This window comes from Staphylococcus sp. IVB6181 (assembly GCF_025561445.1).
In the GTDB taxonomy this organism is placed as follows: Bacteria; Bacillota; Bacilli; order Staphylococcales; family Staphylococcaceae; genus Staphylococcus; species Staphylococcus simulans_B.
The window spans coordinates 1752139-1772348 of record NZ_CP095096.1 but is presented as its reverse complement, the minus strand read 5'-3'; the positions used below and the strand labels follow the sequence as shown (position 1 = coordinate 1772348).

Genomic DNA, 20210 nt, shown 5'->3' with positions numbered 1-20210 from the left:
GGGGTTTACCCGCTCTTTTCTATTTGCTTAAAAGGAGGTCAGCATGAGTAAAATCACTGAACAAATCGAAGAAATTATTCAACCGGTATTAGATGATTTGAATTTTGAACTTGTAGATATTGAATTCGCAAAAGAGGGTAAAGATCGCTTCCTTCGCATCTCTATTGATAAAGAGGGCGGTGTTGATTTGAATGACTGCACACTTGCATCTGAAAAAATCAGCGAAGCGATGGATGAAGCAGATCCGATTGAACAAATGTATTATTTAGACGTAGCGTCGCCAGGTGCTGAACGTCCTATCAAAGACGATAAGGCGTTTCGCAATGCAGTCGATCAACCTGTATTTGTTTCACTTTATGCCCCGATTGAAGGCGAAAAAGAATGGTTAGGCGTCTTGAAATCTGTAGACGACGAACACATTGTTATGCAAGTACAAGTGAAAGAAAAGAAAAAGGAAGTTGAAATCCCAAGAAATAAAATTGCTAAAGCACGTCATGCAGTTTTGATTTAACCTGAGTAGGAGGATTTAACCGTGTCAAATGAATTATTACTAGCAGTAGAGTATTTAGAAAAAGAAAAGAAAATTCCTAGAGAAGTGTTAATCGATGCCATTGAAGCTGCATTGATTACTGCTTATAAAAAGAATTATGAATCTTCACGTAACGCACGTGTAGAATTAAATATGGATGAAGGTACTTTCAAAGTCATCGCAAGAAAAGAAGTTGTAGAAGAAGTTTTTGATGATCGCGATGAAGTCGATATCAGCACTGCATTGGTGAAAAACCCTGCATATGAAATCGGCGATATCTATGAAGAAGATGTTACACCTAAAGACTTCGGCCGTGTAGGTGCACAAGCAGCAAAACAAGCTGTTATGCAGCGTTTGCGCGATGCTGAAAGAGAAATTCTTTATGATGAATTCATCGATAAAGAAGAAGACATCGTAACTGGTATCATCGACAGAGTCGACCATCGTTATGTGTATGTCAACTTAGGACGTACTGAAGCGGTATTATCTGAAGCTGAAAGAAGTCCGAATGAAAGCTACATTCCTAACGAACGCATCAAAGTGTATGTCAACAAAGTTGAACAAACAACAAAAGGTCCTCAAATCTATGTATCACGCAGTCATCCTGGATTGCTGAAACGTCTTTTCGAACAAGAAGTTCCGGAAATCTATGATGGTGTGGTAGTGATTAAATCAGTAGCACGCGAAGCGGGAGACCGTTCAAAAATCAGTGTGTACTCAGAAAATGATGATATCGATGCAGTAGGTGCATGTGTAGGTGCAAAAGGTGTACGTGTTGAAGCTATCGTTGAAGAATTAGGCGGAGAAAAAATCGACATCGTACAATGGGATGAAAATCCTAAAGTATTTGTTAAAAATGCGTTAAGCCCATCACAAGTACTTGAAGTTATCGTAGACGAAGACAATCAATCCACAACTGTTGTTGTGCCGGACTATCAATTATCATTAGCAATCGGTAAACGCGGTCAAAACGCACGTTTAGCCGCAAAACTTACTGGTTGGAAAATTGATATCAAATCTGAAACAGATGCACGAGAGGCTGGTATTTATCCAGTACCGGAACAAGACGAAACAGAAGATGCTGCACAAGAAGATCTTTCTGAAGAAGTTGTAGTAGCGCAAGTAGAAGAAGTACCTGAAGTTTCAGAAGAAGATGAAGTTGTAGTACAAGAAGACAACTCAGAAGAAGCTGAAACAGAAGAACAAGACGATAAAAAAGACGTAGAAGAATAATTTGGAGTGAATGCCTTTATGAAGAAAAAGAAGATTCCAATGAGAAAGTGTATACTTTCAAATGAAATGCGTCCGAAAAATGATATGATTCGTGTGGTAATTAATAAAGAGGGAGAGATTTCTGCCGATGCGACAGGCAAGAAACCAGGCCGCGGTGCTTATGTTTCTAAAGATGTCGCATTAGTGGAAAAGGCTCAGCAAAAGGGCGTTTTAGAAAAGTTCTTTAAAGCTGATGCTGAAACTTTAGCGCCTGTCTATAAAGAAATCATACGTCTCATCTATAGAGAAGAGATTCCAAAATGAATAAGAGCAACATCTTGAATTTTTTAGGATTGGCAATGCGGGCTGGTAAAGTCAAATCAGGTGAATCAGTCATCTTAGCAGAAATTAAGAAGAAAAAAGTACCTTTAGTGATTTTGTCTGAAGATGCTTCTGACAGAACAACTAAAGATATCAGCCAAAAATGCGAAAGTTACCACGTTCCGTTGCGTATATTCGGTACTAGAGAAGAATTAGGCCAAGCACTTGGCAAATCTTCTCGCGTGAATATAGCTATAATGGATAACGGTTTTGCCAAAAAGCTATTATCAATGATAGATGAATAACGTAAGGAGTGATTATATGAGTAAAAAGAGAATTTACGAGTATGCAAAAGATTTAAAATTAAAAAGTAAAGATGTTATTGATGAATTGAAAAAGATGAACGTTGAGGTGTCTAACCACATGCAAGCGTTAGAACCGAATGAAATCAAAGCCTTGGACAAAAAGTTCAAACCGGGTTCATCTCAAGATAAGCAAGACAATAAAGCTGCTCAAAATAATCACAAAAAACATCAAAACAGTAAAGATAAAAACAATAATAATAGCGGAAATGCTAAAAAGAATAATAAAAAAGGCAACAAGAACCAAAACAACAAAAATAATCATAAAAACAATAAAAACAAACGCAATAATCAAAAACAAGCACCAAAACCGGAACCAGTTAAAGAAATACCTGAAAAAATCACTTATTTAGAAGGTATTACTGTTGGCGAGTTAGCAGATAAAATGAATATTGAATCATCAAGCATTGTGAAAAAATTATTCTTGCTTGGTATCATGGCTAACATTAACCAATCATTAGATGATGAAACAATCGAATTAATCGCTGATGATTACGGTGTAGAAGTTGAAAAAGAAGTTGTTATCGATGAAGAAGATTTAGACATCTACTTCGATGATGAAGAAGAAGATCCGGATGCAGTAGAACGTCCTGCAGTTGTGACAATCATGGGACACGTTGACCATGGTAAAACAACATTGCTTGACTCTATCAGAAACACACACGTGACTGAAGGCGAAGCAGGCGGTATCACACAACATATCGGTGCTTATCAAATCACTAACGACGGCAAGAAAATTACTTTCTTAGATACACCAGGACACGCAGCGTTCACAACAATGCGAGCACGCGGTGCGCAAGTGACAGATATCACTGTATTAGTTGTAGCGGCAGATGACGGTGTAATGCCTCAAACAATTGAAGCAATCAACCATGCTAAAGAAGCAGATGTGCCGATTATCGTAGCAGTCAACAAAGTCGATAAACCGACAGCAAACCCTGATCGTGTAATGCAAGAATTGACTGAACACGGTTTATTCCCAGAAGATTGGGGCGGCGACACAATCTTCGTACCGCTTTCAGCGTTAAGCGGCGACGGTATCGAAGACTTGCTTGAAATGATTGTCTTAGTTTCTGAAGTACAAGAACTTAAAGCAAACCCTGATAAACGTGCAGTAGGTACAGTGATTGAAGCAGAATTAGACAAATCACGCGGACCAGCGGCATCATTATTAGTTCAAAACGGTACATTACATGTCGGAGATGCGATTGTAGTGGGTAATACATTTGGCCGTGTACGTGCAATGGTGAATGATTTAGGTAAACGTATTAAATCTGCAGGACCATCTACACCAGTTGAAATTACTGGTATTAATGATGTACCGCAAGCAGGTGACCGCTTCGTTACATTCTCAGATGAAAAACAAGCACGCCGTATCGGTGAAGCACGTCATGAAGAAAGCATTCTTCAACAACGTCAAGAAAGCAAAAACGTAACATTAGACAGCTTATTCGAACAAATGAAACAAGGCGAAATGAAAGACCTTAACGTTATTATCAAAGGTGACGTACAAGGTTCTGTAGAAGCATTAGCCGCTTCATTAATGAAAATCGATGTAGAAGGTGTTAACGTTCGTATCATCCACACAGCAGTAGGTGCGATTAACGAATCAGACGTAACACTTGCGAATGCTTCTAACGGTATCATCATCGGTTTCAACGTTCGACCAGATGCAGGTGCGAAACGTGCAGCTGAACAAGAAAACGTAGACTTGCGTTTACACCGCGTCATCTACAACGTTATTGAAGAAATCGAATCTGCGATGAAAGGTATGCTTGACCCTGAATACGAAGAGAAAGTAATCGGACAAGCAGAAGTACGTCAAACATTCAAAGTTTCTAAAGTCGGCACAATCGCTGGCTGTTATGTGACTGACGGTAAAATCACACGTAACGCAGGTGTGCGTGTTATCCGTGACGGCATCGTAACGTTCGAAGGTCAATTAGACACATTAAAACGTTACAAAGATGACGTTAAAGAAGTTGCACAAGGTTATGAGTGCGGTATTACAATTGAAAAATACAATGACTTAAAAGTAGATGACATCATTGAAGCTTATGAAATGGTTGAAATCGAAAGATAAGCTTGTTACTTTAATGAAAAGCACTTCCAATAGGGAGTGCTTTTTCATGTGTAAAAAGGGTAAAGTATCCTATTAATCAGCGGGGAGGTTATCAATGTTATGAACAATTTATGGTTTAACTTGCATAGTGACGACTTAGAAAGAAGCAAAGTCTTCTATAAAGCAATCGGTTTTGAAATCATGGAACGTCCGGAACAAGAAGGGATAATGTTTGGGATAAAAGCTGATAAAGGTTCACCGATTATGGTCGTCGCTGCACAACAATTTGAAAAATATATCCATCGAGTACCGTATGGTAATGATGCCTTGATTTCATTATCAACAGATACTAATGAAGAAGCAGACGCACTGGCAAAAGAAGTTCAAAAAGCCGGCGGAAAAGTCATCGATCAGCCGAAAACACGCAACGGATTTTACGGTTTCACTTTCGAAGATATCGATGGCCATTTCTTTAACATCATCGTGATGTCTGAATAAAAATTAATGACATTTATTTCAATCCATCCAATCTGATGACAGTGAAACACTGAAATCAGGTTGGATTTTTTGATAGCTTACACCTTTGAATGTTTCAATTATGTAAATTTTAAAACGCTTACTTACTTGCAATGTTAATTATATGTAAATTATAAATGATAAAATATAAAAATGATTGCGTAATTCCTTTAGAGCGCATATGATTATCTCAAGTTAATCAATTGATGGTGCGGATTGTGAAAAGAAAGAAACCATACTGAGCCATTGAGCATTAATGTATTAAACATTTGAGTAGGTGAACAACTATGAAAACAATATTTGGACACAGAGGTGTTCCGAGTGTTGCACCGGAGAACACATTAGCCGCTTATGAAGCAGCGGCAGAGATTCCAGAATTACAATGGATTGAAGTAGATATTGCGATTACTTCCGATGAGCAATTAATTTTAATCCATGACGACTACTTAGCACGTACAACTTCTATTGCAGGAGAGGTCAGCGAAACGCCTTATGCTCGCATCAAAGAAGCAAGTGCCGGTTATTGGTTCGGTACAAGATTCAAAGATGAAAAAGTATTGACGTTTGATGAATTTATCCAATTCATTAACCAAGCAAAGTTGAATGTCAATATTGAGTTAAAAGGGATTACAGGTAAAAACGGACCGAAATTAATGGAAGCTTTGATGCGTCAGTTGCCTGAGAAAATGGCACAATTCGACGCTGATATCGAAATTCTTTTCTCTAGTTTTAATCTTCCGTTGTTAAAAGCAGTACAAGAACAGCTGCCGCAGTATCCGCGTGCAGTATTGTATGAAACGTGTGCATTTTACGAAGATTGGCGAACTGTCTTAGCATTTGCGGATACTAAAATTCTGCATCTTGAAGACAAAGGTTTAACATCAGCTTTTGTCAGTCAAGTGAAATCAGAAGGCTATACGTTGAATGTATATACTGTCAATGACATTGATCGTGTCAACCAATTGTTTAACTTTGGTGTCGATGGTGTCTTTAGTGATGTTCCTCAAAAACTTGTTCATTTACAAGATATGGAAAGTGAGGAATAATCATGCATTGGCTACTTAATAAATTAGGAATGAAAGATAATAAAGCATTAATCGGTTATTTAACAGTTGTAACAGCAGGACAATTGATTTATTCAGGATTTGAAGCATTCAAAGGTTCATTTTATAATACGTTGCTTCAAGTGCTGCATTTATCTAATGCACAATTAGGTGCAGTATTCAGTTTGATCGGGATTTCAATGTTTTTCTACATTCCTGGCGGATGGATCAACAACCGTTTTTCAATTCGTTCGATTCTAATCACAGGTTTATTGATTCGATTTGTGACAATGACGTATATTATTTTATTTGCGCCTGGATTTGAAACATTAAAAGTGATTGCGGTCATTTGGGGCTTAACAGATGCGTTCTTCTGGCCGGCAGTATTAAACGGTGTCATCTTCTTTACAGATAAACAGCACCGCGGTTTAGGTTTTGGTTTGTTAGAAGCGATTCACCGTTTAGAAGAAGTGGTTATGAGCTTGCTTGTTGTAGCAGTCATGGCATTAATCAGCGGCTTAGTTGTATTTAAAGGTGCGATGTTTACGTATAACTTATTGATTTTGCCGATGATATTCTTAATTTGGAAATACATTCCGAAAAATGGTATCTCAGCTGAAAAAATCGAACATGAGCATTTAGGAGAAAAATCATTAGATGCCTTAAAAGGATTATTCTATGTATTAATCCAACCTAAAGTATGGTTAGCAGCCATTGCGGCGATGTCTATTTACTGGGGATACATTATTTTAGTATACAGTGTACCTTACTTACAAAATCAATATCATCTTTCAACTGCACAAACTGCAGTGTTCGGTGCAGTGTTCGGCGTATTGAATACTGGTTTTGTAGGGGTATTAGCGGGTGTAATCGCAGGTGTGATTTCTGACTATGTCTTTAAATCTACGACTAAAATGATCTTTGTGGCATTATTCTTGTCATCTATCGTGTTGTTAATAGTGGTCTTCTTTAAAACAGGATTAGTCCTCAGCATGATTTTATTATTTACTTTCTCATTAACAACTTTCTTGTCTAAAAGTGTTATTTTGGCGCCGATTTCTGAATTCAAGCTTCCTGAGAAATATTCAGGTTCCGCAATGAGTGTCGGATCATTTATGGCTTATGCGCCGATCTTCTGGGTGTATACGATGATGGGCAGCTGTTAGATGAATTTAAAGGCCATGAATTTGAAGCTTATCAAATGATTTTTAAAATCGGTATTGCAGTATCAGCTGCAGGTAGTTTAGCAGCGTTGATTTTAGTGATTTTGATGAATAAAGAAAAACGAAAAGAACGTTCGAAAGCAGCACAATCATAAATTAAACAATGTAATTGAAAAGATTCCTCTTTAATCATTAATTTGATGAAACAAAGAGGAATCCTTTTCGTTTCATTAGACGTTAATTTTTGAAATGAATTTTAAAAATGAAATGAACTTTTCACTCCAATAAAGCGCTTTTATTGACACTTCGGCATTCGAGTTTGTCGTGTTAGAAAACTTAGATGAAGAAAAAAACGCTTTAGTTATAATGATTTGAGAAGTTTATCACTAAAATTTTGTTAAGACAATTTCGCAATGTAAATGAAACGTTAACTTTATTTTGAAATGAACACTATTACGTTTACGCAAAATTAACATGCTTAACTGTTTATTTACATTATGAGTGGAGGAGAAAGAGATTAATCATTCGATATAAAGGGAAAACCTTTGTCAAAGGGGCGATTTTAGTTTATAATCTTGGATTGAACTGAATCGTTCATTGTTCAAATAAAGAGGTGAAATACACATGAGTAAAATGAGAGCTGAACGCGTTGGTGAACAAATGAAACAAGAGTTAATGGATATCATTAACACGAAAGTTAAAGACCCGAGAATCGGATTTTTAACGATCACTGACGTACAAGTTACAAATGATTTATCTCAAGCAAAAGTCTACTTAACTGTTCTAGGCAAAGAAAAAGAAGTAGATGATACTTTCAAAGCTTTAGAAAAAGCAAAAGGCTTTATTAAATCCGAATTAGGTTCAAGAATACGTTTAAGAATGGTTCCTGAATTATTCTTTGAATATGATCATTCTATTGAATACGGAAATAAAATCGAAAAAATGATACAAGACCTTCATAAAAACGACTAAGTTGATGAGGGATGAATGAAACAGCCGGGCACATAATTAAATGTCCGGCTGTTTTTTAATCAAATTCTAATAATTCTCTAATTCTTTACAAATTTAACCTCCTTAATATAAATGTTAATCGTATTTCAAGGAGGCTGAATTTATGAAAATAGCAGTAATTCCCTCAGGCTTTAAAGAAAGTTTAAGCTCAGCAGAGGTAGGAAAAGCAATTAAAAATGGTTTGCATTCGGCAGATGAGAGTCTGAATGTAAAGGTGATTCCAATGGTAGATGGCGGAGAAGGTTTCGCACAAACCATCACTCAAATTAAAAATGGACAATTATATACTATCCATGTACAAGATCCATTAGGTCAAAAACGTAAAACACATTATGGAATGTTTTATGAGAATAAACAAAAGGTAGCGGTAATAGAAATGGCAGCCATCGCAGGATTAAGACATGTGCCTGTGCACCAAAGAAATCCGCTTCACACTTCTACTTACGGTGTAGGAGAAGCAATGCTTCACGCACTTGACCACGGCGCAGAACGTATCTTAATCGGCTGCGGTGATTCTGGTACATCAGACGGCGGCGTTGGCATGGCACAAGCTATCGGTGTGCGTTTTAAAGATAAACAAGGCCGAAATATTCATGTTCATGGCGGCGGTGCAATTCATCATATTGATCAAATTGATGTCTCACAAGTAGATCCGCGTGTTCTAGAAACACAAATAGACGTGGCAGTGAATTGGTCTAATATTTTATGCGGACCAAAAGGTGTAGCGAGAGTATTCGGTCCGCAAAAAGGTGCGAGTCCAGACGAAGTAGAACACTTAGCGAACAATTTAGAGCTTTTAGCAGAACGCATCAAACAGACAACAGGACAGAAAGTTGCTTATAAAAATGGTTCAGGTGCATCAGGGGGATTAGGTGCAGGTTTGATGGCATTTGCGCATGCGACGCTGCACCCGCGTTTTGATTTGATTCAGCAATACTTGCATATTGAACCTGTGATTGCACAAGCTGACTTAATCATTACTGCTGAAGGGTGTTTAGATTATCAAACACCAAATGGTAAAATTCCAGCAGAAGTAGCACGCATTGCGGAAAAATATGATAAACCAGTGATTGCTTTAGCGGGTACAATCGGCAAACAAGCAGAATTCAATTATCAAAGCGGCATTGATGCATTCCACAGCATTATCAAAGCACCTTCATCATTAGATGTATCAATTGAATACGCAGAACAATGGCTTGAGGAGTGTGCACGCAATATCTTCAAATCTATTCAAATCGGTGCAAGGATAAACCAAGCGCAACATGAACAAAGTCCAAGTATTACAACAAGTCATCATTTCGTGATGCAGCAATGAGTTATTCAAAATTAATCGCTACACTGCTTTATCTTATTTTTACAATTTGGCTCTTTTTAGAAACCAATATGTCTTATCTCGGACAATTGAGTGTAGCATTATTTATTTTATCTTTAGGACTTTTTATCTTCAGCAAAATGCCGGCTGGCTTATCAGCCATGCTGGTAGTATGTTTAGGAGTATTGCTTGGACTGCCTGAATCGATTTTATATGAATCGTTAGAAGAGCATGTGATTTGGCTGATGATTGGTGCGTTTATTATCGGCGGTGTCGTAGAAACAAGCGGTTTGCTGGATCGTTTAATCCGATGGATAGAAGTCAAATGTACATCTGAAAAAAGATTGAATGTTTTTGTCTTTTTATTCATTCAGATTTTATCTTTGATTATTCCGTCAACTTCTGGACGTGCCGCTGCACTATTGCCGGTCTATCAGGCTTTTACGAATCGCTTTAGTGCCAATCGACGATACCTTGGCTTATTAATGCCGATTTTAGTTTTAATGGGAACGAATTTATCTTTAATTGGTGCAGGAAGTCATTTGATCGGTATCGGTTTATTAGAAAATCAAGCTGACGAGTCTATTACTTATTTGCAATTTTTAATTTGGGGCTTGCCTTTTGGTATTGTGATTGGCATTATCAGTCTGCTTATGATAAAAAAGATTTATATGCAGCCGATTGAAGCAGAAGTAACAGAAAAAATAATTGAACCAGTGCATGAAAAGCATCCTTTTTCGACTAAGGAGAAAAAAGCGCTGGTATTGATTGGTTTAACTGTTCTGCTTTGGATTACTGAACCTGTGCACCAGTTCGATATTGCATTTATTACTATATTGATGAGTTTGATTATGATGCTTCCTAAAATCGATTTGATCGGATGGCGAGAAGCATTCAACAGAGTATCATGGAGTTTGATATTCTTTGTGGCAGGTGCTACAGCACTTGGTAATCTTTTAGCGAAATATAAAGTGCTGGATGTTATTCAGCATAATTTATTTAAAGTGATGCATCATTTAGAACTGACAAATACTTTTGTGCCGTTAGTATTGATTGTAGTAATTTCAGTAACATCTCATTTATATATTACGAGCCATACTTCACGTGCAGTTGTGTTCATTCCGTTATTGATTGTATTCGGTAAAATGTTCGGGTTGAACCTGACTGCAGTTGTATTTATGGCATTAATCGGTATGAACTATTGCTTAACATTTCCTGTCAGTTCCAAAGCTTTACTATTGTTTTATGAAAATAAAGAGAAGCCATTTACAATTAAACAGCTGATGCATTTAAGCATGTGGTTGATGCCATTGTACATGATTGCGATGATTGTAATGTATTATGTCTTTTGGCAGCATGTTGGACTTGCGCTGAAGTAGGAGTGAATAAAGAGTGGAGACCGTATTGATTGTTGAAGATGATGAAAAGATTGCACGTGTCATTGAATTAGAACTCACTTATGAAGGGTATGACGTGCATATTGCTTATACAGGCAAAGAGGCATTAAAGCTTTATCATGAGCATGAAATTGATGCTGTGCTGCTTGATGTTATGATTCCTGAATTGAATGGACTAGAAGTGCTGAGACGTATCAGAAATGAAGATGCACACGTTGTTATTATAATGCTTACAGCGAGAGATGCGGTAATGGACAAGGTGAGCGGATTAGACTCTGGTGCGAATGATTATATTACAAAGCCTTTTGAAATTGAGGAATTATTAGCACGAATCAGAGCACATCTGAAGCAGCAGCAACTAAATCAGCCAGAACCTGATGAAACTTTAAAATTCAGAAACATTGAGCTGCATCCGCAATCACGAGAAGTCTATTTAAACCAGACATTGGTTGAGCTGACACAAAAAGAATACAATCTGTTGTATTACTTTATGAGTAATAAGAACATCGCCTTAGAGCGTGCACAAATACTTGAATATGTTTGGGGCTATGACTTTATTGGAGATACGGATATTGTCGATGTCTATGTCAGATATCTCAGAAAGAAATTAGATACAACGGATACTTCTATTATTTCCAGTGTCAGGGGTGTCGGTTATATGATGAGAGATGAGTCATGAAGTTAGGCACACAACTCCAAATTTATATCACTTTAATGATTGCGATTGTGGTAATTATTACGAATTTCACAATTTATTTCATTTATCGGACGACTTCTTTAAACGCTGAAACAGACCAGCTTGAAGATAAAGCAGTCAGTACGATGAAAGAGTTGCGAAAAGCAAAAGAGAACAACACTGATAAAGAAAGTGTCTTGCAAAGTTTGATACTAACGGATGGTTATATCGCAATTGTCGGACAAGACAATGAAAATAAATTCCAAGTCACTTCTAATACCAAATACAAAGACTTAAGTGAACCTTATAAAAACAAGCAATATAAGAAAGCTGTTGAAAAAAGAGGACATCACTTTGTAGTGGTGAGTATCCCTGTGATTTGGAAAGATGGCGAGGTCAGCAATCTGCAGATCTTTGAGAATATCGATTTCAAATACAGCAAATACGATATTTTGAAGATTATATTGACACTGTCGACTTTATTTATCTTATTAATTGTGTTCTTGCTTAATCGCTTATTGACACAAATTATTTTACAGCCGATTAATCAGTTGATCGAAAAGATGAAAAAGACGATTGATACGAATCATTATGTGATTATGGATATTAATAAAAAAGACACGAAAGAATTGCAAGAGCTGACTAAGACTTATAATGAAATGATGAAAAACTTGCGCGAACATGATGAAAAGCAGCAAACCTTTATTTTGAATGCTTCTCATGAATTGAAAACACCGATAACAGTTATTAATTCTTATAGTAAAATGCTGAAGCGGTTCGGCAAGACAAGAGAAGATATTTTAAATGAAAGTATAGAAGCCATCAGCAGTGAAGCACAGCGCATGAAATATTTAACTGAACAAATGCTGGATTTAGCAAAAGTAGAACGCAACAGCCATCCTTCTGAACGAACAGCAGTCGATATCAATGCTGTGCTGGAACAAAAAGCTTTACGTTTATCTAAAGCTTATCAACGTGAAATTACTTTTACATCGGATAACCAAGCATATGCTTTTGTGAATGAGGACCAATTCAAACAACTCATTACTATCTTTTTAGATAATGCGATTAAGTATAGTCAAGAAGAAGTAGAGATAACAGCAAAAACGCAGTCAGATGAAATTCATGTCCAAATTAAAGACAAAGGCATTGGAATACCACAAGCGGATTTAGAACAGATTTTCACTAAGTTTTATCGTGTAGATAAAGCCAGAGCCAGAGAATCAGGCGGTTCCGGTTTAGGTTTATATATTGCCTATGAGTTAGCCAAACGTAATGCTATTGAGATTGAAGTTGAAAGTGAGTTGGATGTTGGAACAACGTTTATTTTGAAAATGAAAAAGGTGACACCAATTGATAATCAAAAAGATGATTAAAATACTTTTGATTGTGATTATCTGTTTATTAATCGTGATTTTAGGTGCCATTATTTATTTCAAGTCGGGACAAACTGATATTACAAAACAAGAAGCAGAGAGAATTGCGGATGAACGTTATGATGGCAAAATATTGTCATCGAGTTTGAATCGAGATAAAACCGCATATAAGATTAAACTGCTGGATGAAGGTTTGCATTACGACTTAGAGGTAGATAGGAAAAACGGCATAATTAAAAATGTGCATACAGAGAAAATAAAAAAAGAATCCAAATCAAAGTCTAAACCTGATAAAAAAGAAACCTCGCGCAAGTCATCTGATTCACCGCCTTACATTAGCGAAAATGAAGCAAAGGCCATTGCACAAAGAGAAGTGCCGGGGCAATTCATTTATATAAATTTAGAGAATGATATTAAGCCGCCATTATATGTGGTTCAGCAAGTGGTAGATGATGATGAAGGTGCAATAGTTAAGATTAATGCACTCAATAAAAGTGTCGTTTCAGTTTCGTGGTTTGAAATAGAGGATAACGATGATGATATGGATTAATATAAATGCGATAAGTGAGAGTAATGTACTTTCATTTATCGCATTTTTCTCGGTCTATAATTCAGAACGGATTTCATGTAAAATAGATGAGGTATGAAACAGAGATGAGGTGTTGTTGATGGAAGGTATTTTACCTGTATTTAAGGAACGCGGTTTAACCAGCCATGATGTGGTCTTTAAATTACGTAAAATTTTACATACGAGAAAAGTGGGACACACGGGTACGCTGGATCCAGAAGTGAATGGAGTATTGCCGATATGTGTCGGAGGCGCAACAAAAGTCAGCGATTATATCATGGAGATGGGCAAAGCCTATCAAGCTACAGTGACGATAGGATTCAGTACTACAACAGAAGATCAAACCGGCGATGTATTAGAACAAAAAACAGTGACAGAAGATTTGACAGAGGAACGAATTGATCAAGCGATTGCGGAATTTAAAGGTGAAATCGAACAGATTCCGCCGATGTATTCATCAGTGAAGGTGAATGGACGAAAACTCTATGAGTATGCGAGAAATAATGAAACAGTTGAACGACCGAAACGAAAGGTTCATATTTATGAAATCGAACGAAATTCAAAAGTACATTATGAACAAGGGATATGTACTTTTGACTTATTGATCCGCTGCGGAAAAGGGACTTACATCAGAACACTTGCGACAGATATCGGAGCAAGCTTAGGTTATCCAGCGCATATGTCGCAATTGACACGTATTGAAAGCGGCGGATTTTCTATTGAAGATAGTTTAACTTTGGATGAGATTGATGCATTATATAAGCAAGACGCGTTACAGGAAAAGCTATTTCCGATAGAATATGGTTTGAAAGGGTTGCCTCATATTCAAATTGACGACCCATCAATCAAACAACGTATCTTAAATGGACAGAAATTCTATAAAAATGAATTTTCTGAAGTGATTGATTCAGTTACGGTCATGGAAGACAGTGAAACCAACAAGGCACTTGCCCTCTATATACCGCATGCTGAAAAACCAAATGAAATCAAACCGAAAAAGGTATTTAATTAAAGGAGCATCGCGAAAAATGAAAGTAATTGAAGTTACACATCCGATACAACCTGAGCAATATATACAAGAAGACGTTGCTATGGCATTGGGATTTTTTGACGGCTTGCATAAAGGTCATGCACAAGTCTTTCATGCTTTAAATGACATTGCACAAAAAAATAATTTGAAAAAAGCAGTCATGACTTTTGATCCGCATCCTTCAGTGGTGTTGAATCCTAAACAAAAGAGAACAGATTATTTAACACCTTTAACAGATAAAATCGATATTTTAGAATCCTATGATATCGATTATGTAATTATTGTCAATTTCACATCAAAATTTGCGGATGTTTCGATTGAAGAGTTTGTGAATAACTATCTAGTCGCAAATCATGTCAAAGAAGTCATTGCCGGCTTTGATTTCACTTTCGGCAAACACGGCAAAGGCAATATGTCTGTACTCCAAGAATATAAGGCAAACTTTAATACAACGATTGTGAGTAAACAAGAAATGTTCTCTGAGAAAATATCAACAACTGAAATTAGAAAAGCATTAAAAGAAGGCAATTTACAAAAAGCAAATGACGAATTAGGTTATCGCTACCGCATTAAAGGAACAGTCGTTCAAGGTGAGAAACGCGGCAGAACTATCGGTTTCCCAACAGCGAATATTGAACCGAGCGATGACTATGTACTGCCGAAAAAAGGTGTATATGCGGTCAGCTTGGAAATCGGCGCTGAACACCGTATATACAGAGGCGTATGCAATGTGGGTGTCAAACCGACATTCCATGACCCTAAGAAATCACATATTGTCATCGAAGTGAATATCTTTGATTTTGACGAAGATATTTATGGTGAACGTGTGGTTGTCTTTTGGCACCATTACTTAAGACCTGAAATCAAATTCGATGGGATTGATCCGCTTGTTGAACAGATGAATAAAGATAAAGAACAAGCAAAATATCTATTAGCAGTTGATTTCGGAGATGAAGTATCTTATAATATCTAAGTCGGAATGATTGCTTCAAGCAATCAAAATGATATAAAGTCCTCACTCTTGGCAGGTCGAGACTCCGACGCCTGGCTCAGACTGGGGAGACTACAAATTAAAAGGAGGAAATTGACTATGGCAATTTCACAAGAACGTAAAGACGAATTAATCAAACAATACCGTGTACACGAAACTGATACTGGATCACCAGAAGTACAAATCGCAGTATTAACTGCAGAAATCAATGCTTTAAATGATCACTTGCGTACACACAAAAAAGACCACCACTCTCGTCGTGGTTTATTAAAAATGGTAGGTCGTCGCAGACACTTATTAAACTACTTACGTAAAAAAGATATTCAACGTTACCGTGAATTAATCAAATCATTAGGTATCCGTCGTTAATCTTTTTAATAAGTAATTAAGCAGATACCAGTTAGAGGAAAGGACCATCGTTGGTTGCTTTCCTTTTTTTATAGCTTGGATACTAAAGTTCGTATAAAAACAATCATGTAAATGATATGATAGACTTATTAATGTAAAAGAGGTAGCAAGAGAAAGGAGATTCCTAATGTCTCAAGACAAGAAAGTGTTTAAGACCGAATGGGCAAACCGTCCGTTAACAATTGAAACTGGGCAAATGGCAAAACAAGCGAACGGTGCGGTACTTGTAAGATATGGTGATACAGTCGTATTATCTACAGCAACTGCATCTAAAGAACCGCGTGATGGTGATTTCTTCCCATTAACTGTCAACTATGAAGAAAAAATGTATGCGGCTGGTAAAATTCCAGGCGGCTTTAAAAAACGTGAGGGACGTCCTGCAGATGAAGCGACTTTAACAGCGCGCTTGATCGACAGACCGATTCGTCCATTATTCCCTAAAGGATACCGCCACGATGTTCAAATCATGAATATCGTATTGAGTGCAGACCCGGATTGTTCGCCGCAAATGGCAGCAATGATCGGTTCATCAATGGCACTAAGCGTATCTGATATTCCATTCCAAGGACCGATTGCAGGTGTCAATGTCGGTTATGTAGACGGAAATTATGTTATCAACCCTACATTGGAACAAAAAGAACAATCACGTTTAGATTTAGAAGTAGCCGGACATAAAGATGCGGTAAACATGGTAGAAGCGGGCGCAAGCGAAATCACTGAGAAAGAAATGTTAGATGCGATTTTCTTCGGCCATGAAGAAATTAAACGTTTAGTTGCATTCCAAGAAGAAATTATCGAATATCTGAAACCTGAAAAATCTGAGTTCGTTCCTGTTGAACGCGACCAAGAGGTTGAAGAAAAAGTAACAGCACTTACACAAGAAAAAGGTTTGAAAGAAGCAATTCAAACGTTTGATAAAAAAGAACGCGAAGATAACATCGATGCAGTACGCGATGAAATCATCGCTGAATTCGAAGATGAAGAAGATCCGGACAACGAAGCATTGCTTTCTGAAGTCAATGCGATTTTAAATGACTTAGTCAAAGAAGAAGTACGTCGTCAAATCGCTGATGAAAAGGTACGTCCTGATGGTCGTAAGCCGGATGAAATCCGCCCATTAGAATCAGAAGTCGGTTTATTGCCTCGTGCACACGGTTCAGGTTTATTTACGCGTGGTCAAACACAAGCGTTATCAGTATTGACATTAGGCGCTTTAAGCGAATATCAGCTTATCGACGGTCTTGGACCAGAAGAAGAAAAACGTTTCATTCATCACTATAACTTCCCTAACTTCTCTGTAGGGGAAACAGGTCCTGTTCGTGCACCTGGACGCCGCGAAATCGGACATGGTGCATTAGGCGAACGTGCATTGCGTTACATTATTCCAGATACACAAGACTTCCCATACACAGTACGTATTGTGAGTGAAGTATTGGAATCTAACGGTTCATCATCACAAGCATCTATTTGCGGTTCTACACTTGCTTTAATGGATGCCGGTGTACCAATCAAAGCACCTGTTGCAGGTATTGCGATGGGACTTGTGACACGTGATGATAACTATACAATCTTAACGGATATTCAAGGTATGGAAGATGCTTTAGGCGACATGGACTTCAAAGTTGCCGGTACTAAAGAAGGTATCACAGCAATCCAAATGGATATTAAAATCGATGGTTTAACAAGAGAAATTATCGAAGAAGCTTTAGAACAAGCACGTGTCGGCCGTTTAACAATCTTAGAACATATGCTTCAAACGATTGATCAGCCGCGTCCGGAATTAAGTGCTTTTGCGCCTAAAGTTGAAACAATGACAATCAAACCTGAGAAAATCAGAGATGTCATTGGACCTGGCGGTAAGAAAATCAATGAAATCATTGATGAAACAGGCGTTAAATTGGATATTGAACAAGACGGTACAATCTTCATTGGTGCAGTAGACCAAGACATGATTAACCGTGCGCGTGAAATTATCGAAGAAATTACACGTGAAGCTGAAGTCGGCCAATTATACAATGCAAAAGTAAAACGTATTGAAAAATACGGTGCCTTTGTGGAATTATTCCCAGGTACAGATGCATTGCTGCACATCTCTCAAATTGCGAAAGAACGCATCAACAAAGTTGAAGATGTGTTGAACTTAGGCGACACAATCGAAGTTAAAGTAACTGAAATTGACGGTAAAGGCCGTGTCAATGCTTCTCACCGTGTCTTATTAAACAAAGAAAACAACTAATCAGAATTTCAAATGACTATGAAGAATGCTTGTGCGGCATGAATTTGCTGAGCGAGCATTCTTTTTTTACATAAGAGGGTAGAGACAATGCAGTCTCGCTACATGTTTAGTAGTGTACATTAAAAAGAATTTAACTTATAATATACAGTGAATACTTATATGGTCGGGGATTATAAATAGGAGGAGAAAAATTGAACTTAGTAAAGAAAAAGAATGAAAATATACGCATCATTCCGCTCGGCGGAGTGGGTGAAATTGCGAAAAATATGTATATCGTTGAAGTTGACGATGAAATGTTCATGTTGGATGCAGGCTTAATGTTCCCAGAAGATGAAATGCTGGGTGTAGACGTTGTTATTCCTGATATTCAATATGTTGTTGAAAATAAAGACAGATTGAAAGGTATTTTCTTATCGCACGGTCATGAACATGCGATCGGTGCAGTCAGCTATGTATTGGAACAAGTAGACGCTCCAGTGTATGGTACAAAATTGACTTTAGCATTAGTTAAAGAATATATGAAAGAACGTAAAATCGATAAGAAAATCAGATATTATACAGTGAATAATGAATCAGTGATGCGTTTTAAAAATGTAAATGTATCATTCTTCAATACAACGCACAGTATTCCTGACAGCTTAGGTGTAACAATTCATACTTCTTACGGTGCAATTGTTTACACTGGCGAATTCAAATTCGACCAAAGCTTGCAAGGCAACTATGCGCCTGATTTGAAGAAAATGACTGAAATCGGCGAAGAGGGTGTCTTTGCGTTAATCAGCGACTCGACTGAAGCTGAGAAACCAGGTTACAACACACCTGAAAATGTGATTGAATCTCATATGCTGGATGCATTTACTAAAGTAAAAGGCCGTTTAATCGTGTCTTGCTACGCATCGAACTTTATCAGAATCCAGCAAGTGCTGAACATTGCTAAGAAGTTAAACCGCAAAGTTTCTTTCTTAGGACGTTCACTTGAATCTTCATTCAATATTGCACGCAAAATGGGATATTTCGATATTCCGAAAGACTTGCTGATTCCGATTAATGAAGTTAAAAATTATCCAAAGAATGAAGTCGTAATCATTGCGACAGGTATGCAAGGCGAACCTGTAGAAGCATTGAATCAAATGGCAAGACAAAAACATAAAATTATGAATATCGAAGAAGGCGACTCAGTCTTCTTAGCGATGACTGCTTCTGCAAATATGGAAGTAATTATCGGGGATACTTTAAATGAATTGGCACGTGCCGGTGCAGATATTATCCCTAACAGTAAAAAAATCCACGCTTCAAGTCATGGATGCATGGAAGAACTTAAAATGATGATCAACATCATGAAGCCGGAATACTTTATCCCTGTCCAAGGCGAGTTCAAAATGCAGATTGCACATGCGAAATTAGCAGCTGAAGCGGGTGTTGCGCCTGAAAAGATTTTCTTAGCTGAAAAAGGCGATGTCTTAAACTTTGACGGCGAAACAATGATATTAAACGAGAAAGTAGAATCAGGCAACGTATTGATTGATGGTATCGGTGTCGGCGACGTAGGCAACATCGTACTGCGCGACCGTCATTTATTAGCTGAAGACGGTATCTTCATTGCGGTTGTTACACTTGATCCTAAGAATAGACAAATTGCGGCTGGACCGGAAATTCAATCTCGCGGATTTGTTTATGTCAGAGAAAGTGAAGCTTTATTGAAAGAAGCGGAAGAAAAAGTACGTGAAATTGTAGAACTTGGTCTGCAAGAACGTCGTATTGAATGGTCTGAAATCAAACAAAATATGCGTGATAAAATCAGCAAATTATTATTTGAAAACACTAAACGCCGTCCAATGATTATTCCGATTATTTCAGAAGTTTAAGGAACAGTATGCATGTTTAACATACAAGAATGCTATGGTGTGCTTTTATGCGTATCATAGCATTTCATCATATTATTTAAATTTTAACAATGTGATTTTGTTCCATGTTAAAATATAGAGATGGCAAGTTAG

19 protein-coding genes are annotated in these 20210 nt (G+C 37.4%); all 19 read left to right on the top strand.

Annotated elements, in window-relative coordinates; genetic code table 11:
- Positions 1 to 43 precede the first annotated feature (43 nt).
- The 19 genes from rimP (at position 44) to rnjB (ending at position 20078) form a co-directional block, all read left to right on the top strand.
- Positions 44 to 511, top strand: a complete 468-nt coding sequence (rimP, locus tag MUA90_RS08620; RefSeq protein ID WP_262586318.1) for a ribosome maturation factor RimP — start codon at positions 44 to 46, stop codon at positions 509 to 511.
- Between the two features lie 21 nt (positions 512 to 532).
- Positions 533 to 1762, top strand: a complete 1230-nt coding sequence (gene nusA, locus MUA90_RS08615; RefSeq protein ID WP_114603479.1) for a transcription termination factor NusA — start codon at positions 533 to 535, stop codon at positions 1760 to 1762.
- A gap of 18 nt (positions 1763 to 1780) precedes the next feature.
- On the top strand, positions 1781 to 2065 hold the full coding sequence (gene rnpM, locus MUA90_RS08610; RefSeq protein ID WP_105992957.1) for an RNase P modulator RnpM: 285 nt from the start codon (positions 1781 to 1783) through the stop codon (positions 2063 to 2065).
- Positions 2062 to 2367, top strand: coding sequence for a YlxQ family RNA-binding protein (locus MUA90_RS08605; RefSeq protein WP_105992956.1), 306 nt, complete (start codon positions 2062 to 2064; stop codon positions 2365 to 2367). Before rnpM ends, MUA90_RS08605 begins: the two co-directional genes overlap by 4 nt.
- 16 nt (positions 2368 to 2383) lie before the next feature.
- On the top strand, positions 2384 to 4507 hold the full coding sequence (gene infB, locus MUA90_RS08600; RefSeq protein ID WP_262586317.1) for a translation initiation factor IF-2: 2124 nt from the start codon (positions 2384 to 2386) through the stop codon (positions 4505 to 4507).
- A 99-nt stretch (positions 4508 to 4606) separates the two neighbouring features.
- Positions 4607 to 4984, top strand: coding sequence for a VOC family protein (locus MUA90_RS08595; RefSeq protein WP_114603476.1), 378 nt, complete (start codon positions 4607 to 4609; stop codon positions 4982 to 4984).
- A gap of 305 nt (positions 4985 to 5289) precedes the next feature.
- Positions 5290 to 6048 carry a glycerophosphodiester phosphodiesterase family protein gene (locus MUA90_RS08590; RefSeq protein WP_105992953.1) on the top strand — a complete coding sequence of 253 codons (759 nt, stop codon included), beginning with the start codon at positions 5290 to 5292 and terminating at the stop codon, positions 6046 to 6048.
- A 2-nt stretch (positions 6049 to 6050) separates the two neighbouring features.
- Positions 6051 to 7211, top strand: coding sequence for an MFS transporter (locus tag MUA90_RS08585; RefSeq protein WP_316959787.1), 1161 nt, complete (start codon positions 6051 to 6053; stop codon positions 7209 to 7211).
- 621 nt (positions 7212 to 7832) lie between these two features.
- Positions 7833 to 8180, top strand: a complete 348-nt coding sequence (rbfA, locus tag MUA90_RS08580; RefSeq protein ID WP_105992951.1) for a 30S ribosome-binding factor RbfA — start codon at positions 7833 to 7835, stop codon at positions 8178 to 8180.
- A gap of 142 nt (positions 8181 to 8322) precedes the next feature.
- Complete coding sequence (locus MUA90_RS08575) at positions 8323 to 9534, top strand: glycerate kinase family protein (RefSeq protein WP_262586314.1); 1212 nt, start codon at positions 8323 to 8325, stop codon at positions 9532 to 9534.
- The gene (locus tag MUA90_RS08570; protein WP_262586313.1) at positions 9531 to 10910 is read left to right on the top strand and encodes an SLC13 family permease; all 1380 of its coding nucleotides are present in this window, start codon (positions 9531 to 9533) and stop codon (positions 10908 to 10910) included. The genes MUA90_RS08575 and MUA90_RS08570 overlap by 4 nt, the downstream gene beginning before the upstream one ends.
- Positions 10911 to 10923: 13 nt before the next feature.
- Positions 10924 to 11607 carry a response regulator transcription factor gene (locus MUA90_RS08565; protein WP_262586310.1) on the top strand — a complete coding sequence of 228 codons (684 nt, stop codon included), beginning with the start codon at positions 10924 to 10926 and terminating at the stop codon, positions 11605 to 11607.
- Positions 11604 to 12980, top strand: coding sequence for a sensor histidine kinase (locus tag MUA90_RS08560; protein ID WP_262586308.1), 1377 nt, complete (start codon positions 11604 to 11606; stop codon positions 12978 to 12980). The genes MUA90_RS08565 and MUA90_RS08560 overlap by 4 nt, the downstream gene beginning before the upstream one ends.
- A complete protein-coding gene (locus MUA90_RS08555) occupies positions 12958 to 13530 on the top strand; it encodes a PepSY domain-containing protein (RefSeq protein ID WP_262586307.1) in 573 nt (190 codons plus the stop codon). Before MUA90_RS08560 ends, MUA90_RS08555 begins: the two co-directional genes overlap by 23 nt.
- A gap of 115 nt (positions 13531 to 13645) precedes the next feature.
- Positions 13646 to 14560: a tRNA pseudouridine(55) synthase TruB gene (gene truB, locus MUA90_RS08550; protein ID WP_262586306.1), complete on the top strand. Its 915-nt coding sequence runs from the start codon at positions 13646 to 13648 to the stop codon at positions 14558 to 14560.
- Between the two features lie 16 nt (positions 14561 to 14576).
- A complete protein-coding gene (locus MUA90_RS08545; RefSeq protein WP_105992944.1) occupies positions 14577 to 15551 on the top strand; it encodes a bifunctional riboflavin kinase/FAD synthetase in 975 nt (324 codons plus the stop codon).
- Between the two features lie 117 nt (positions 15552 to 15668).
- Positions 15669 to 15938 carry a 30S ribosomal protein S15 gene (gene rpsO / locus MUA90_RS08540; RefSeq protein WP_105992943.1) on the top strand — a complete coding sequence of 90 codons (270 nt, stop codon included), beginning with the start codon at positions 15669 to 15671 and terminating at the stop codon, positions 15936 to 15938.
- Between the two features lie 166 nt (positions 15939 to 16104).
- On the top strand, positions 16105 to 18213 hold the full coding sequence (pnp, locus tag MUA90_RS08535; RefSeq protein WP_262586305.1) for a polyribonucleotide nucleotidyltransferase: 2109 nt from the start codon (positions 16105 to 16107) through the stop codon (positions 18211 to 18213).
- Between the two features lie 191 nt (positions 18214 to 18404).
- Positions 18405 to 20078 carry a ribonuclease J2 gene (gene rnjB, locus MUA90_RS08530; RefSeq protein WP_262586304.1) on the top strand — a complete coding sequence of 558 codons (1674 nt, stop codon included), beginning with the start codon at positions 18405 to 18407 and terminating at the stop codon, positions 20076 to 20078.
- The last annotated feature ends 132 nt before the right edge of the window (positions 20079 to 20210 follow it).